Below are 15,392 nucleotides of genomic sequence, written 5' to 3' on the forward strand. Positions count from 1 at the left end.
TGAGCACGACGTCTCACGATTCGGAATCCGCCGTATCAACAGGTAGGACGAGCGGTCCCTCCGATATCGTCGTCAGCAACGCCTGTGGCCAGTGCCGTCCACATGCCCTCAGTCATGTCGCGTGGCCCCGTCGCGGTCGCCCGCCTGGGACCCAGCAGAAGGACGGTGAAGATGCCGCCGCACACCCGCACCCGTGCCCTCTTCAGTGCACACCCGGAGAACTCCGGTCTCTACCGACGCGAGTTCGAGCACGACGCCTGCGGCGTCGCCCTCATCGCGACGATGCGGGGGACGGCAGGTCACGACATCGTCGACCACGCCCTCACGGCGCTGCGCAACCTCGACCACCGTGGCGCCACGGGCGCCGACCCGCTCGTCGGTGACGGCGCGGGCATCCTGACGCAGGTCCCCGACGAGTTCTTCCGGGCGAGCGTCCCCTTCACGCTCCCCAACAGCGGGGCGTATGCCGCCGGCATCGCCTTCCTGCCCCAGAACCCCATCGAGCGGGCGGCGGCCAAGGCCCGCATCGAGGAGATCGCGGTCGCCGAGAACCTCAAGGTGCTCGGCTGGCGCGAGGTCCCCGTCGAGGCCGACCTCGTCGGCACGGTCGCACGCGACTGCATGCCGTTCTTCGAGCAGCTCTTCGTCAGCAGCTCGATCGGTCGCCAGGTGGCCCTCGGTCTCGACCGGCTCGCCTTCTGCCTGCGCAAGCGTGCCGAGCACGAGGTCGACGTCTACTTCGCCTCGCTCAGCTCGCGCACCATCGTCTACAAGGGCATGCTGACGACCGGCCAGCTCGAGCCGTTCTTCCCCGACCTGTCCGACCCGCGGTTCAAGAGCGAGCTCGCGCTCGTGCACTCGCGCTTCTCGACCAACACGTTCCCGTCGTGGCCCCTCGCGCACCCGTACCGGTTCATCGCGCACAACGGCGAGATCAACACCGTCAAGGGCAACCGCAACTGGATGCACGCCCGGGAGAGCCTCCTGACGTCCGACATCATCCCGGGCGACCTCGAGCGGATCTTCCCGGTCTGCACGCCGGAGGCGTCCGACTCGGCGAGCTTCGACGAGGTGCTCGAGCTGCTCCACCTCGGTGGCCGCTCGCTCCCGCACGCCGTGCTCATGATGATCCCCGAGGCGTGGGAGAACCACGCCACGATGGACCCCGCCCGCAAGGCGTTCTACGAGTTCCACTCGACCTTCATGGAGCCGTGGGACGGGCCGGCCAACGTCTGCTTCAGCGACGGCACGCTCGTCGGCGCGGTCCTCGACCGCAACGGCCTGCGCCCCGGCCGCTACACCGTCACCGACGACGGCCTCGTCGTGCTGGCGTCGGAGTCCGGCGTGCTCGAGCTCGACCCCGAGACGATCGTCCAGCGGGGCCGGCTGCAGCCCGGCAAGATGTTCCTCGTCGACACCGAGCACGGGAGGATCGTCAGCGACGAGGAGATCAAGAGCCAGCTCGCCGCCGCCAAGCCGTATGCCGAGTGGCTGCACGCGGGCCTCATCCGTCTCGAGGACCTCCCGGAGCGCGAGCACATCGTGCACACCGCGGCCTCGGTCGCGCGACGTCAGCAGACGTTCGGCTACACCGCCGAGGAGCTGCGCATCCTGCTGACGCCGATGGCCCGCTCGGGCGGCGAGGCGCTCGGCTCGATGGGCACCGACACGCCCATCGCCGTCCTGTCGTCGCGGCCGCGGCTGCTCTTCGACTACTTCACCCAGCTCTTCGCGCAGGTCACCAACCCGCCGCTCGACGCGATCCGCGAGGAGCTCGTCACCTCCCTCGGCACCTACATGGGCCCCGAGGGCAACGCGCTGTCGGCCACGCCGTCGCACGCCCGCCAGCTCGTCCTCGACTTCCCCGTCATCGACAACGACGAGCTCGCCAAGATCGTGCACATCAACGCCGACGGCGACCTGCCCGGCTACGCCACGCACGTCGTCCGCGGCCTCTACGACGTCACCGGGGGAGCGGCCGCCATGCGCGACCGCCTCGAGGAGATCTTCGCCGAGGTCTCGCAGGCGATCCGCCGCGGAGCCCGCTTCGTCGTGCTCTCGGACCGTGACTCGGGCCGTGACCTCGCGCCCATCCCGTCGCTGCTGCTCACGGCCGCCGTGCACCACCACCTCATCCGCGAGAAGACCCGCACCCAGGTGGGCCTGCTCGTCGAGGCGGGCGACGTGCGCGAGGTGCACCACGTGGCCCTGCTCATCGGCTTCGGCGCCGCTGCCGTCAACCCGTACCTCGCCATGGAGACCGTCGAGGACCTCGTCCGGGCCGGCGAGATCGAGGGCGTCACGGCCGAGAAGGCCGTCGCCAACCTCATCAAGGCACTCGGCAAGGGCGTCCTCAAGGTCATGTCCAAGATGGGCATCTCGACCGTCGCCTCCTACCGCGGGGCGCAGGTCTTCGAAGCCATCGGCCTGGCGCAGCCGCTCGTCGACCGCTACTTCACCGGCACGGTCAGCCAGCTCGGCGGCGTCGGTCTCGACGTCATCGCCCGCGAGACGGCCGAGCGCCACGCCCGGGCCTACCCGCCGGACGGCGTCCACCAGCCGCACCGCACCCTCGAGGTCGGTGGCGAGTACCAGTGGCGACGCGAGGGCGAGCCGCACCTCTTCGACCCCGAGACGGTCTTCCGCCTCCAGCACTCGACGCGCCAGCGTCGCTACGACATCTTCAAGCAGTACACCGGGCGCATCGACGACCAGACGTCGCGCCTCATGACGCTGCGCGGTCTCATGGGCTTCCGGCCGACCGGGGTCACCGGGCGCCTTCCCGTGCCGATCGAGGAGGTCGAGCCGGTCAGCGAGATCGTCAAGAGGTTCAACACCGGCGCGATGAGCTACGGCTCGATCTCCAAGGAGGCGCACGAGACCCTCGCTGTAGCGATGAACCACCTCGGCGGTCGCTCCAACACCGGCGAGGGCGGCGAGGACATCGACCGCCTGCTCGACCCCGAGCGCCGCTCGGCCGTCAAGCAGGTCGCGTCCGGACGCTTCGGTGTGACGAGCCTCTACCTCACCCACTCCGACGACATCCAGATCAAAATGGCCCAGGGCGCCAAGCCCGGCGAGGGCGGACAGCTGCCCGGCCACAAGGTCTACCCGTGGGTGGCCAAGACGAGGCACTCGACGCCGGGCGTGGGCCTCATCTCGCCGCCTCCGCACCACGACATCTACTCGATCGAGGACCTGGCGCAGCTCATCCACGACCTCAAGAACGCCAACCCGGCGGCCCGCATCCACGTCAAGCTCGTCTCCGAGATCGGCGTGGGCACCGTGGCGGCGGGCGTGTCCAAGGCGCACGCCGACGTCGTGCTCATCTCCGGCCACGACGGCGGCACGGGCGCCTCGCCACTCACCTCGCTCAAGCACGCCGGTGCGCCGTGGGAGCTCGGCCTCGCCGAGGCCCAGCAGACCCTCGTGCTCAACGGCTTGCGCGACCGCATCGTCGTCCAGGTCGACGGGCAGCTCAAGACCGGTCGCGACGTCGTCGTGGCCGCGCTGCTCGGCGCCGAGGAGTTCGGCTTCGCCACCGCGCCGCTCGTCGTCTCGGGCTGCATCATGATGCGCGTCTGCCACCTCGACACCTGTCCGGTCGGCATCGCGACCCAGAACCCCGAGCTGCGTTCGCGCTTCTCCGGCAAGCCGGAGTTCGTCGAGACCTTCTTCGAGTACATCGCCGAGGAGGTGCGAGAGCACCTCGCCTCGCTCGGCTTCCGCTCGATCGAGGAGGCCGTCGGCCAGGTCGGCAGCCTCGACCTCGACAAGGCCATCGCGCACTGGAAGGCGTCGGGTCTCGACCTGAGCCCGATCCTCGCCGTCGCCGACAACCCGACCGGTGGCACGCTCCACCAGTCGGCCACGCAGGACCACGGCCTCGACAAGGCCCTCGACAACGAGCTGCTGAGCCGCGCCCTGTCGGCCATCGAGACCGGTGAGCCGGTGCGCACCGAGATCGCCGTCCGCAACGTCAACCGCACGGTCGGCACCATGCTCGGGCACCACGTCACCAAGGCGCACCCGCACGGTCTCGCCGACAACACGATCGAGCTGACGATGACCGGCTCCGGTGGGCAGTCCTTCGGGGCCTTCCTGCCGGCGGGGGTCACGATGCAGCTCTTCGGTGACGCCAACGACTACGTCGGCAAGGGCCTCTCCGGTGGTCGCGTCGCCGTCCGGCCGCACCGTGACGCCTCGCTCGTGGCCGAGCAGAACGTCATCGGCGGCAACGTCATCGCCTACGGCGCGACGACAGGCCAGCTCTTCCTGCGTGGCATCGTCGGCGAGCGCTTCTGCGTGCGCAACTCCGGCGCGCACGCGGTCGTCGAGGGCGTCGGTGACCACGGCTGCGAGTACATGACGGGTGGCACGGCCGTCGTGCTCGGTCGGACCGGTCGCAACTTCGCGGCCGGCATGTCCGGCGGCGTCGCCTACGTCCTCGACCTCGACGCCGATCTCGTCAACCGCGAGATGGTCGACCTCCTGCCATTGCGACCCGACGACGAGAAGCCGCTCCGCGAGCTGCTCGAGGGACACGTCAGGTGGACCGAGTCGCCGGTCGCGCAAGCCCTGCTCGACGACTGGGCGGACGCCCGCGAGCGCTTCACGCTCGTGCTGCCGCGCGACTACCAGCGTGTCCTCGACGTCCGGGCCGAGGCGGAGGCGCAAGGCCTCGACCTCGACGGACCCGAAGTGTGGAACCGGATCATGGAGGCTTCCCGTGGCTGACCCCCAAGGCTTTCTCACCACCCGAGAGCGCGAGCTCCCGGCCCGCCGCCCCGTCCCCGTGCGCATCCGGGACTGGAAGGAGGTCTACGAGGAGCAGGAGCTCGGGCAGCTCCAGCGCCAGGCCGGGCGCTGCATGGACTGCGGCATCCCGTTCTGCCACTCCGGCTGCCCGCTCGGCAACCTCATCCCCGAGTGGAACAACTTCGCCTGGCGCGGTGACTGGTCCGACGCCATCGAGCGGCTCCACGCGACGAACAACTTCCCGGAGTTCACCGGACGTCTCTGCCCGGCGCCCTGCGAGACCGCGTGCGTGCTCGGCATCAACCAGCCTGCCGTGACGATCAAGCAGGTCGAGGTGACGACGATCGAGCGTGCCTTCGACGAGGGTCTCGTCACGCCGCTCCCGCCCGAGCGGCTCTCGGGCAAGACGGTCGCCGTCGTCGGGTCGGGCCCCGCCGGCCTCGCCGCGGCCCAGCAGCTGACGCGCGCGGGCCACACCGTCGCCGTCTTCGAGCGAGCCGACAAGCCGGGCGGGCTGCTGCGCTACGGCATCCCCGAGTTCAAGATGGAGAAGTCGGTCCTCGACCGGCGACTCGACCAGATGACGGCCGAGGGCACCCGTTTCCGCAACGGGATGAACGTCGGCGTCGACATCACGGGCCGACAGCTCCGCGACCGCTACGACGCCGTCGTGCTCGCCCTCGGGGCCACGGTCCCGCGCGACCTCGACGTGCCGGGCCGTCAGCTCGGAGGCATCCACCAGGCGATGGACTACCTCCCGCAGGGCAACCGGGCCGCGCTCGGCGAGCAGGTCGAGGGCCAGATCCTCGCCACCGACAAGCACGTCATCGTCATCGGCGGCGGTGACACCGGCGCCGACTGCATCGGCACCGCGCACCGCCAGGGCGCGGCGTCCGTCACGAGCCTCGAGATCATGCCGCAGCCGGGGGAGGACCGCCCGGGCAACCAGCCGTGGCCGACCTACCCGATGCTCTACCGCGTCGCGAGCGCCCACGAGGAGGGGGGCGAGCGCCTCTACGCCGTCAGCACGACGGAGTTCGTCGGTGACGACGACGGCAACGTCTCGGCGCTGCGCCTGACGGAGGTCGAGTTCGTCGACGGCCGCCCGACCTCCAAGCCCGGCACCGAGCGCGAGATCCCGGCGCAGCTGGTCCTCTTCGCGATGGGCTTCCTCGGTCCGCAGGGCCCGGGTGTCGTCGAGCAGCTCGGCGTCGCCCTCGACGAGCGCAGCAACGTCCAGCGGGACAAGAACTTCATGAGCTCGGTCCCCGGCGTCTTCGTCGCCGGCGACGCCGGTCGTGGCCAGTCGCTCATCGTCTGGGCCATCGCCGAGGGCCGCGCCGCGGCCGCCGGCGTCGACGCGTGGCTCACCGGGTCCAGCTCGCTCCCGCGTCCGATCGGCCCGAGCGACCGCCCGGTCACCGTCTGACCACCGGCCGGCATCCGGCCACCCCGCCGCATCCCGGCGTATGCCGTGTCGCCACCTCGGCGACACGGCATACGCTCATGATCACCCTGAGCCACAACGGAGCCCGCGCCGACGACGCCGCGGGGCGTCCACAGGACGAACCCGTGTGGTGACCCACGTCACAGCACCCATAAGGTTGAAGCATGCGTCGCGCCAAGATCGTCTGCACGATCGGACCCAAGACCTCATCACCCACCCAGCTCCGCGCCCTCGTCGACGCCGGCATGGACGTCGCCCGCCTCAACCTCTCCCACGGTGACCACTCCGTGCACGAGCAGGTCTACCGCGACGTCCGCGCCGCCAGCGACGCGTCCGGCCGAGCCGTCGGCATCCTCGTCGACCTCCAGGGCCCCAAGATCCGCACCGGTCGCTTCTCCGGCGGTCCGGTCACGCTGAGCCCCGGCCAGCGCTTCACCATCACGACCCGCGCGGTCGACGGCGACGACACGATCGTCGGGACCACCTACGACGGGCTGCCCGGTGACGTGACTCCCGGCGACGTCCTGCTCATCGACGACGGCAAGGTCATGCTCCGCGCGGTCGAGGTCACCGACACCGACGTGCTCACCGAGACGGTCATCGGCGGCCAGGTCAGCAACAACAAGGGCATCAATTTGCCGGGTGTCGCCGTCAGCGTGCCGGCCCTGTCCGACAAGGACCGCGAGGACCTCCGTTTCGCCATGCGCCTCGGTGTCGACATGATCGCGCTGTCGTTCGTCCGCTCGGCCGACGACATCGACGACGTGCACGCGATCATGGACGAGTTCGGCGAGCGCATCCCCGTCATCGCCAAGATCGAGAAGCCGCAGGCCGTCGACAACCTCGAGGGCATCATCGCGGCGTTCGACGGCATCATGGTCGCCCGCGGCGACCTCGGCGTCGAGATGCCCCTCGAGGACGTCCCGCTCGTGCAGAAGCGCGCCATCGAGCTGGCCCGCCGCGAGGCCAAGCCGGTCATCGTCGCCACGCAGGTGCTCGAGTCGATGATCGAGAACCCCCGTCCGACCCGCGCCGAGGCGTCCGACGCCGCCAACGCGGTGCTCGACGGCGCCGACGCGCTCATGCTGTCGGGCGAGACGTCCGTCGGTGCCTGGCCGATCGACTCGGTGCGCACCATGGCGCGCATCATCGAGTCCACCGAGGTGCACGGCTACGACAAGATCGCCCGGATGAAGACCAACCCCAAGACGGTCGGGGGAGCGGTGACCAAGGCCGCGGCCGAGATCGGCGAGGTCGTCGGGGCGAAGTTCCTCATCACCTTCACGGAGACGGGTGGGTCGGCCACGCGGATGGCCCGCATCCGTCCGCGCCTGCCCATGCTCGCCTTCACCTCCGAGCCCCGCGTCCGCTCGCGCCTCGCGCTGGTCTGGGGCATCGAGACCTACCTCGTGCCGCGCATGCACCACACCGACCAGTTCGCCATGCAGGTCGACCTCAAGCTGATCCCCGAGGGCCGCGTCACCGAGGGCGACCGCGTCGTCATCGTCGCCGGGTCGCCCCCCGGCATCCCCGGCTCGACGAACGCGCTGCGCGTGCACCGGGTCGGCGACGCCGTCAACCGTGCGGCCCCGGCCTACCGGCCGGAGGAGGTCACGAGCTGAGGCGTGCCACCGCACGTCACGCACGTCACGCACGGCTCGCCAGAAGCGACCGATGACGTATGCCGCCGGGCCCGCCCGGCGGCATACGTGTGTCCGGGGGAGTGCGGCGCGGCCGGCGGCCGCGGCTCCCACGTCGCCACGGGTATGCTGGCGCGGCACTCCGGCCGGGGTGGTGGAATGGCAGACACGGGGCACTCAAAATGCTCTGGCCGCAAGGCCGTGCGGGTTCGAGTCCCGCCCTCGGCACCCTGGGCGCCCACGACCGCGCCCGCTCCCGGCGCGACTGCCGGGTCGACGGTCCCGAAACGCGCCGGAAACGTGGCCCCGGCTACGCTTTGCCCGTGAGCACTGACGAGAGCACGACCCCCAGGCCGACCCCCGCCACCGCCGCCGATGCCTCCGCGGCCTCCGCGGCCCCGGCCGTCCCCGAGGCGACGCCGGCACCCGAGGACGCCGGCGCCGCTGCGCCGGTCAGCGGGGCCACCCGCATCCTCGTCGCCGAGGACGAGGCGCTCATCCGTCTCGACCTCGTCGAGATGCTCGGGGAGCAGGGCTACGACGTCGTCGGCCAGGCGAGCAACGGCGAGCAGGCCGTCGAGCTCGCCAAGGAGGTCAAGCCCGACCTCGTCATCATGGACGTCAAGATGCCCGTCCTCGACGGGCTCTCGGCCGCCGAGCAGCTCCACGAGGCCAAGCTGTGCCCCGTCATCATGCTCACCGCCTTCTCGCAGACCGAGCTCGTTGAGCGCGCCCGCGACGCCGGCGTCATGGCCTACATCGTCAAGCCGTTCACCGCCGACGACCTGCGCCCCGCCATCGACATCGCGACCTCGCGCTGGCAGGAGCTCAAGGCGCTCGAGGCCGAGATCGCCGACCTCGGCGAGCGCCTCGAGACGCGCAAGCTCGTCGACCGTGCCAAGGGTGTGCTCATGACCCAGCTCAAGCTGAGCGAGTCCGACGCCTTCCGCTGGATCCAGAAGACCGCGATGGACCGCCGCCTCGGGATGAAGGAGGTCGCCGAGGCCGTCATCAACGGCTTTCCGGCGTCCTGACGCGTCCTCGACCGCACATCCTCCGGGAGCACGTCCCGAACAGGTCACGACACGGTCACTCATCGCGAGTTTCCCGTGACCCCGGCGCAGGGTGGGGCTTAGTCTCCAGTCAGCCCTCGACCGAGGGATGTGTGACATCAGGAGGACACCCGTGCGTTCTACCCTCAAGTTCGCTGTGCCGCTCGCGGTCGCAGCGCTTGCCCTCGGCGCCTGTGGCACCAAGGGTGGCGACACTGCTACACCTGCCGCCAGCGGTGGTGCTGCAGCCTGCGGCAACTACAAGATCGGCATGTTCGGCGCCCTCACCGGCCCGAACGCCAACCTGGGCATCTACATCCAGAACGGCGTGAACCTCGCCCTCGACGACTACAACAAGAAGCACGCGGACTGCAAGGTCACGCTCGAGAACTACGACTCGCAGGGTGACCCGACGCAGGCTCCGGCCCTGGCCAAGAAGGCCATCGACGACAAGAAGGTCGTCGGCATCGTCGGTCCCGCGTTCTCCGGTGAGTCCAAGGCCGCGGACCCGGCGTTCAACGAGGCGGGCCTCGTCACCATCACGCCGTCCGCGACCAACCCGAAGCTCGCCGAGAACGGATGGAAGACGTTCTTCCGCGCGCTCGGCAACGACGCGACGCAGGGTCCCGCCGCCGCCAAGTACATCAAGGACACCGTCAAGTCGACGAAGACCTTCGTCATCGACGACGCGTCCGAGTACGGCAAGGGCCTGGCCGACATCGTCCGTCAGGACCTCGGCGCCCAGGTCGCCGGCAACGACACCATCCAGCAGAAGCAGACCGACTTCAGCGCCTCCGTCACCAAGGTGACGAGCTCGGGCGCCGACGCGCTGTTCTTCGGTGGCTACTCGCCTGAGGCCGCGCCGCTCATCAAGCAGCTGCGCGACGCCGGCTGGAAGGGCACGTTCGTCGTGGCCGACGGTGTCAAGGACCAGTCCTTCATCGACAACGCCAAGGACGCCGCCGAGGGCACCGTCATCACCTGCCCGTGCGTCCCGGCCGACGTGGCCCCGGACTTCCAGGCCGCCTACAAGGCGAAGTACAACGAGGACCCCAACACCTACTCCGGTGAGGGCTACGACTCCGCCACGATCCTGCTCGACGGCATCGCCGCCGGCAAGGACCGCGCGAGCATGGTCGACTTCGTCAAGGCGTACGACAAGAAGGGCGTGACGAAGCAGCTCAAGTTCGACGACAAGGGCGAGTCCGCCGACATCAAGGTCTTCGCCTACAAGGTCGAGGGCGGCAAGATCGTCGGCACCGGCGAGATCAAGTAGCGCGAACGTCATCGAAGGGGGGCGGTCGGGGCAGTACGCTCCGACCGCCCCTCCGTTCGGTTGACGCGCGAGCTCTGGTCCCGTCCACCGCACCCGGCCCAGGAGGTCTTGGATGCAGAACCTGATCGACAACTTCTTCGCGTACACCATCACGGGCCTGACGATCGGCGCGGTCTACGCGCTCGTGGCCCTCGGCTACACCCTCGTCTACGGCGTCCTGCGCCTCATCAACTTCGCCCACTCCGAGGTGTTCATGTACGGCACCTTCGCGGCGCTGTGGGTCGTCATGCTCCTCGGGGGCCGACCCGGTGCCGGCGTCGGGCAGGTCGTCTTCTGGGTCGCCATGATGTTCGTGGCGGCCATGGCGATGTCCGGCTTCATCGCCGTGCTGCTCGAACGGGTGGCCTACCGGCCACTCCGCAAACGCAACGCGCCACCGCTCATCGCGCTCATCTCGGCGATCGGTGCCTCGTTCGTCCTCGCGGAGATCATGGGTCTGCGAAGCCGCATCAGCGGCTGGGTCGGCCTCGACGACAACCTGCGCGACTACGTCCGCAACTCGCGCAACAACGCGGGCATGCCGACGATCATCGCGCCGCAGCCGATCTTCACGATCGGCGGCTACAACGTGACGAACGTCGACGTGTTCGTCATCGTCGGGGCCATCGTCATCATGGTCGTCCTCGACCAGTTCGTGAAGCGCTCACGCCTCGGCCGCGGCATCCGCGCCGTCGCGATGGACCCCGAGTCCGCCGCCCTCATGGGCGTCAACCGCGACCGCGTCATCCAGGTGACGTTCCTCGTCGGTGGCGTCATGGCCGGTGCCGCAGCCGTCTTCTACATGCTGAAGATCGGCATCACCCGCTACGACGCCGGCTTCATCCTCGGCGTCAAGGCCTTCACCGCGGCCGTCCTCGGCGGCATCGGCAACCTGCGCGGCGCGCTGCTCGGTGGCTTCATCCTCGGGCTGGCCGAGAACTACGGCTCCGCCGTCGTCGGCTCGCAGTGGAAGGACGTCGTGGCCTTCGTGCTCCTCGTCCTGATCCTGCTCTTCCGACCCACCGGCCTGCTCGGTGAGTCCCTCGGAAAGGCGCGCGCATGAGCACCTCGACGTCAGCCCCGGCGGCTCGCAAGCCGTCCTCGCCGGGGTTCAAGGAGCGGGTCGACACCCTGCCGAAGGCCGTCAAGATCGCCCTCTGGGTGCTCTTCGCGATCTTCCTGTTCCTCCTCCCGCTGCTCAACATCCCGTTCATCACGACCGAGGGCTCCGACTTCGGTGGCGTCCTCTTCACGGTCGCGACGTACGTGCTCGTCGCCCTCGGCCTCAACATCGTCGTCGGCTACGCCGGACTGCTCGACCTCGGCTACGTCGGGTTCTACGCGATCGGCGCCTACACGGTCGGCGTCCTGACCTCGGAGCACGCCCACATGTCGTGGATCGTCGTCGTGCCCATCGCGATCGTCGTCGCGATGATCTCGGGCATCATCCTCGGTGCTCCGACCCTGCGCGTGCGCGGCGACTACCTCGCCATCGTGACGCTCGGCTTCGGGGAGATCGTCCGTCTGACGCTCGTCAACTCGCAGTGGCTGGGCGGCGCCCAGGGCATCTCCGACATCCCGAAGCCGCCCGGACTCGAGCTGTTCGAGGTCCCGAGCATCGACTGGAGCAGCGGTACCCCGGTCGTCGACCTCGACACGACCTCGACGTTCCTCAAGTTCGGGATCAACGACTTCGTGCCGTACTACTGGCTCGCCCTCGGCATCATCGGGCTCGTCCTGCTCTTCGACATTCTCGTCAAGAGCAGCCGGGTCGGTCGTGCCTGGGAGGCCACGCGTGAGGACGAGGACGCCGCCGAGCTCATGGGTGTGCCGACCTTCCGGTTCAAGCTGCTCGCCTTCGCCCTCGGCGCTGCCATCGGTGGCCTCTCGGGTGCCCTCTTCGCGACGAAGGCAGGCTTCATCTCGCCGGACAGCTTCCAGCTGCTGCTGTCGATCCTGTTCCTCGCCGCCGTCGTCGTCGGTGGCGCCGGCAACCGCTGGGGCGTCATCGTCGGTGCGATCGTCGTCGCCTACTTCCCGGAGCGCTTCCGCGAGTTCGCGGACTTCCGCGTGCTCGTCTTCGGTCTCGCCCTGATGCTGCTGGCGATCTTCCGTCCTCAGGGGCTGCTGCCCCCGCGGCGCACGGTCCGCGCCAAGCGGGCCGACGACAGACAGGCCGTCCTCGAGGAAGGAGAAGCCCATGTCTGACCCCACACGACCCGCCACGGGTGACGAGCCCGCCGAGGAGCGCACGCTCGCCGAACCGGCCGGGGAGCGCACGCTCGCCGAACCGGCCGGGGAGCGCACGCTCGCCGACCCGGCCGACGAGGTCACCGAGATCAACCCCGAGGTCGACATCGCCCCCGAGGACATCGGCGTCCCCGTCGTGTCCGAGGGCGAGCGACTGCTCGAGGTCGACGAGGTCACCCTCCGCTTCGGCGGTGTCGTGGCCCTCAACGAGGTGAGCTTCCACATCAACAAGGGCGAGATCCTTGGCCTCATCGGGCCCAACGGTGCCGGCAAGACGACGTGCTTCAACGTCATGACCGGCGTCTACCAGCCCACCTCGGGTGGCGTCCGCTACCTCGGCAAGCCGCTGGGCAAGCGCAAGAAGTTCGCGATCACGAAGCTCGGGATCGCGCGGACGTTCCAGAACATCCGCCTCTTCGCCAACATGACGGCGCTCGAGAACGTCCTCGTCGGGGTCGACGCGCACCACTCGACCGGGGTCGTCTCGGCGATGTTCCGCCTGCCGAAGCACCGCCGGGAGGAGGCCCAGGGCTATGCCCGGGCCATGGAGCTGCTGACGTTCATGGGGCTCGACGGCAAGGCCGACGAGCTGGCCCGCAACCTCCCGTACGGCGACCAGCGTCGTCTCGAGATCGCGCGCGCCCTGGCCACGAGCCCACAGCTGCTCTGCCTCGACGAGCCGGCGGCCGGCTTCAACCCGGCCGAGAAGGCCAAGCTGATGGAGCTGATCCGCACGATCCGCGACCAGGGCTACACGGTGCTGCTCATCGAGCACGACATGAAGCTCGTCATGGGCGTGACCGACCGGATCGTCGTGCTCGAGTTCGGCCGCAAGATCGCCGAGGGCTCGCCCGCGGAGATCCGCGACAACCCGGCGGTCATCGCCGCCTACCTGGGAGTTGATGAGGAAGATGCTTCTTGAGGTCAAGGGCCTGTGCGTCAACTACGGGCGCATCGAGGCCATCCGCGACATCAGCTTCACCGTCGAGGAGGGTGAGATCGTCACCCTCATCGGCGCCAACGGTGCGGGCAAGACGACGACGATGAAGACGGTCTCCGGTCTGCGCCCCGTGCGCGCCGGGTCCGTCGTCTTCGACGGCAAGGACATCACGCACCTGCCATCGCACGAGCGGCCGGTCCTCGGCATCTCGCAGTCGCCCGAGGGCCGTGGGTGCTTCGTCGGCATGACCGTGATGGAGAACCTCGAGATGGGCACGTATGCCCGTCCGGACCGCAAGAGCAAGGCCGTCAAGGACGACCTCGACCGGGTCTTCGAGCTCTTCCCGCGGCTCAAGGAGCGCAGCAATCAGGCCGCCGGCTCGATGTCGGGCGGTGAGCAGCAGATGCTCGCGATGGGCCGCGCGCTCATGGCCAAGCCGAAGCTGCTGCTGCTCGACGAGCCGTCGATGGGTCTTGCGCCGAAGCTGATCAAGCAGATCTTCGACATCGTCACGGAGATCAACAGCCAGGGCACCACCGTGCTGCTCGTCGAGCAGAACGCCGCGCAGGCGCTCAAGAGGTCGCACCGCGCCTACATCCTCGAGACGGGCGAGATCGTCCGTGAGGGCACGGGTAAGGACCTCGCGGACGACCCGGCCGTCAAGGCCGCCTACCTCGGCGGCGACGTCTAGGACGGCCTCCGGGCCGGACGGTCGGCTCGGCATCCCGGCACCTGGTGCCGGGTCCAGCAATCCGAACGGGGCGTCACGACCACGGTCGTGACGCCCCGTTCGCCAGCTGTGCACCTGCGCGTTCCTCTTCCGCCCCGGCCTCGTTGGTCGTAGTGTCTCCCGGGTGACCTCGGGGCAGGAACGGGAGGGATGATGGGTCGAGCACTGGTCTCGGTGCAGCGGGTCGACGAGAGCCTGCACTCGCAGTTCATCGAGCTGTGGATCACGCACCGGATCGAGGGTGGCACGACCCCAGAGGCGGCCCAGCGGCTGGCGCTCGACGGAACCCTGCGAAATGCCTTGCAGCGCAACGACATCTGCGCCTTCATCGCGTCCATCGACGGACGTCCGGCGGGCTACGTCGTCCTCGCCGACTCGACGCGGAGCCTGCTCGTCGACTCGCCCTGCGTGTCGATCGACATGCTCTTCGTCCACCCCGAGTTCCGCCGTCAGGGCGTCGGCCGGTCCCTGCTCACGGCCGCGGGGCGCTACGCGGACCGCCAGGGCTGCGAGCACCTGGCCAGCTCGGTGCCCGCAGGTGACCGCGAGGCCAACCGCTTCTTCGCCCGGCTCGGCTTCGCACCCGAGACCGTGCGGCGCGTCGCGACCTCGGCGACGATGCAGCGCAAGCTGGCGGGGGAGCCGCGACCCCAGCGGGTCTCGCTCGACCTGCTCCAGCGGCGTCGTGACCTGCGGGCGCGGGCGCCGCGGCACGACCCCAAGATCGCCGGCTGAGACCGCTCAGGAGGTCGGCGCGTCCGGCGTCAGGCCCCCGGGGCCGCGTCGCGCAGCAGGCAGGTGATCCGTGACGTGCAGACGCGCCTGCCGTCCTCGTCGGTGACGACGACGTCGTAGCTGACGAGCGTGCGGCCGGCGCTCAGCAGCGTCGCCGTGCCGGTCACGACGCCCGTGCGAGCGGCACGGTGGTGCGTCGCGTTGATGTCGAGACCGACGGCCACGCGACCCGGGCCGGCGTGGATCTGGGCGCCGACGGAGCCGAGGGTCTCGGCGAGCACGACGCTGGCCCCGCCGTGGAGCAGGCCGTACGGCTGGGTGTTGCCGGCGACGGGCATCGTCGCGACGAGGCGCTCTGGGGAGACCTCGGTCAGCTCGATGTGCATCCGCTCGAGGAGCGTCCCCTCGGCCATCGACCGCATGTCGTCGAGGTTATGGTCGGCTGCCTGCGTCGAAGAGTCGGTCATGCCGGGATCGTATGCCGCCCTCCCGCCCTCCCGGTGCCGGGGCTCACCCCGTCGGTGG

At 69.6% G+C, this 15,392-nt stretch carries 11 protein-coding genes and 1 tRNA gene; 11 read left to right on the forward strand and 1 reads right to left on the reverse strand.

Annotation, left to right across the window (positions count from 1 at the left end):
• Window positions 1-171: 171 nt before the first annotated feature.
• The 11 genes from gltB (at window position 172) to ACSSS0_RS20395 (ending at window position 14,867) form a co-directional block, all read left to right on the forward strand.
• Window positions 172-4,737: a glutamate synthase large subunit gene (gene gltB / locus ACSSS0_RS20345; RefSeq protein WP_487229421.1), complete on the forward strand. Its 4,566-nt coding sequence runs from the start codon at window positions 172-174 to the stop codon at window positions 4,735-4,737.
• On the forward strand, window positions 4,730-6,187 hold the full coding sequence (locus tag ACSSS0_RS20350) for a glutamate synthase subunit beta (RefSeq protein WP_435986194.1): 1,458 nt from the start codon (window positions 4,730-4,732) through the stop codon (window positions 6,185-6,187). Before gltB ends, ACSSS0_RS20350 begins: the two co-directional genes overlap by 8 nt.
• Window positions 6,188-6,369: 182 nt before the next feature.
• A complete protein-coding gene (pyk, locus tag ACSSS0_RS20355) occupies window positions 6,370-7,827 on the forward strand; it encodes a pyruvate kinase (protein ID WP_487229422.1) in 1,458 nt (485 codons plus the stop codon).
• A gap of 163 nt (window positions 7,828-7,990) precedes the next feature.
• Window positions 7,991-8,073: transfer RNA gene (locus ACSSS0_RS20360), tRNA-Leu, on the forward strand.
• Between the two features lie 95 nt (window positions 8,074-8,168).
• Window positions 8,169-8,879, forward strand: coding sequence for an ANTAR domain-containing response regulator (locus ACSSS0_RS20365; RefSeq protein WP_435986192.1), 711 nt, complete (start codon window positions 8,169-8,171; stop codon window positions 8,877-8,879).
• A gap of 151 nt (window positions 8,880-9,030) precedes the next feature.
• Window positions 9,031-10,173 (forward strand): branched-chain amino acid ABC transporter substrate-binding protein, encoded by a 1,143-nt coding sequence (locus ACSSS0_RS20370; RefSeq protein WP_487229423.1) that lies wholly within the window; start codon window positions 9,031-9,033, stop codon window positions 10,171-10,173.
• A gap of 112 nt (window positions 10,174-10,285) precedes the next feature.
• Entirely contained in the window at window positions 10,286-11,275 is a 990-nt protein-coding gene (locus ACSSS0_RS20375) for a branched-chain amino acid ABC transporter permease (RefSeq protein ID WP_487229424.1), read from the forward strand.
• Window positions 11,272-12,420: a branched-chain amino acid ABC transporter permease gene (locus ACSSS0_RS20380; protein WP_435986189.1), complete on the forward strand. Its 1,149-nt coding sequence runs from the start codon at window positions 11,272-11,274 to the stop codon at window positions 12,418-12,420. Before ACSSS0_RS20375 ends, ACSSS0_RS20380 begins: the two co-directional genes overlap by 4 nt.
• Complete coding sequence (locus tag ACSSS0_RS20385; protein ID WP_487229425.1) at window positions 12,413-13,384, forward strand: ABC transporter ATP-binding protein; 972 nt, start codon at window positions 12,413-12,415, stop codon at window positions 13,382-13,384. The genes ACSSS0_RS20380 and ACSSS0_RS20385 overlap by 8 nt, the downstream gene beginning before the upstream one ends.
• The gene (locus tag ACSSS0_RS20390) at window positions 13,374-14,093 is read left to right on the forward strand and encodes an ABC transporter ATP-binding protein (protein ID WP_435987852.1); all 720 of its coding nucleotides are present in this window, start codon (window positions 13,374-13,376) and stop codon (window positions 14,091-14,093) included. The genes ACSSS0_RS20385 and ACSSS0_RS20390 overlap by 11 nt, the downstream gene beginning before the upstream one ends.
• 192 nt (window positions 14,094-14,285) lie before the next feature.
• Window positions 14,286-14,867 carry a GNAT family N-acetyltransferase gene (locus ACSSS0_RS20395; protein WP_435986187.1) on the forward strand — a complete coding sequence of 194 codons (582 nt, stop codon included), beginning with the start codon at window positions 14,286-14,288 and terminating at the stop codon, window positions 14,865-14,867.
• 29 nt (window positions 14,868-14,896) lie between these two features.
• Here ACSSS0_RS20395 and ACSSS0_RS20400 read toward each other — a convergent pair whose 3' ends face one another.
• Window positions 14,897-15,334, reverse strand: coding sequence for a PaaI family thioesterase (locus tag ACSSS0_RS20400; protein ID WP_487229426.1), 438 nt, complete (start codon window positions 15,332-15,334; stop codon window positions 14,897-14,899).
• Window positions 15,335-15,392: the final 58 nt, after the last annotated feature.

It is taken from the genome of Terrabacter sp. R4-6 (assembly GCF_057529065.1).

Bases quoted from the DNA above. Each gene is read 5' to 3' on its own strand.
- gltB (WP_487229421.1), top strand. From the start codon at position 172: ATGCCGCCGCACACCCGCACCCGTGCCCTCTTCAGTGCACACCCGGAG.
- pyk (WP_487229422.1), top strand. From the start codon at position 6,370: ATGCGTCGCGCCAAGATCGTCTGCACGATCGGACCCAAGACCTCATCA.
- ACSSS0_RS20375 (WP_487229424.1), top strand. From the start codon at position 10,286: ATGCAGAACCTGATCGACAACTTCTTCGCGTACACCATCACGGGCCTG.
- ACSSS0_RS20380 (WP_435986189.1), top strand. From the start codon at position 11,272: ATGAGCACCTCGACGTCAGCCCCGGCGGCTCGCAAGCCGTCCTCGCCG.
- ACSSS0_RS20385 (WP_487229425.1), top strand. From the start codon at position 12,413: ATGTCTGACCCCACACGACCCGCCACGGGTGACGAGCCCGCCGAGGAG.
- ACSSS0_RS20390 (WP_435987852.1), top strand. From the start codon at position 13,374: ATGCTTCTTGAGGTCAAGGGCCTGTGCGTCAACTACGGGCGCATCGAG.
- ACSSS0_RS20395 (WP_435986187.1), top strand. From the start codon at position 14,286: ATGGGTCGAGCACTGGTCTCGGTGCAGCGGGTCGACGAGAGCCTGCAC.
- ACSSS0_RS20400 (WP_487229426.1), bottom strand. From the start codon at position 15,334: ATGACCGACTCTTCGACGCAGGCAGCCGACCATAACCTCGACGACATG.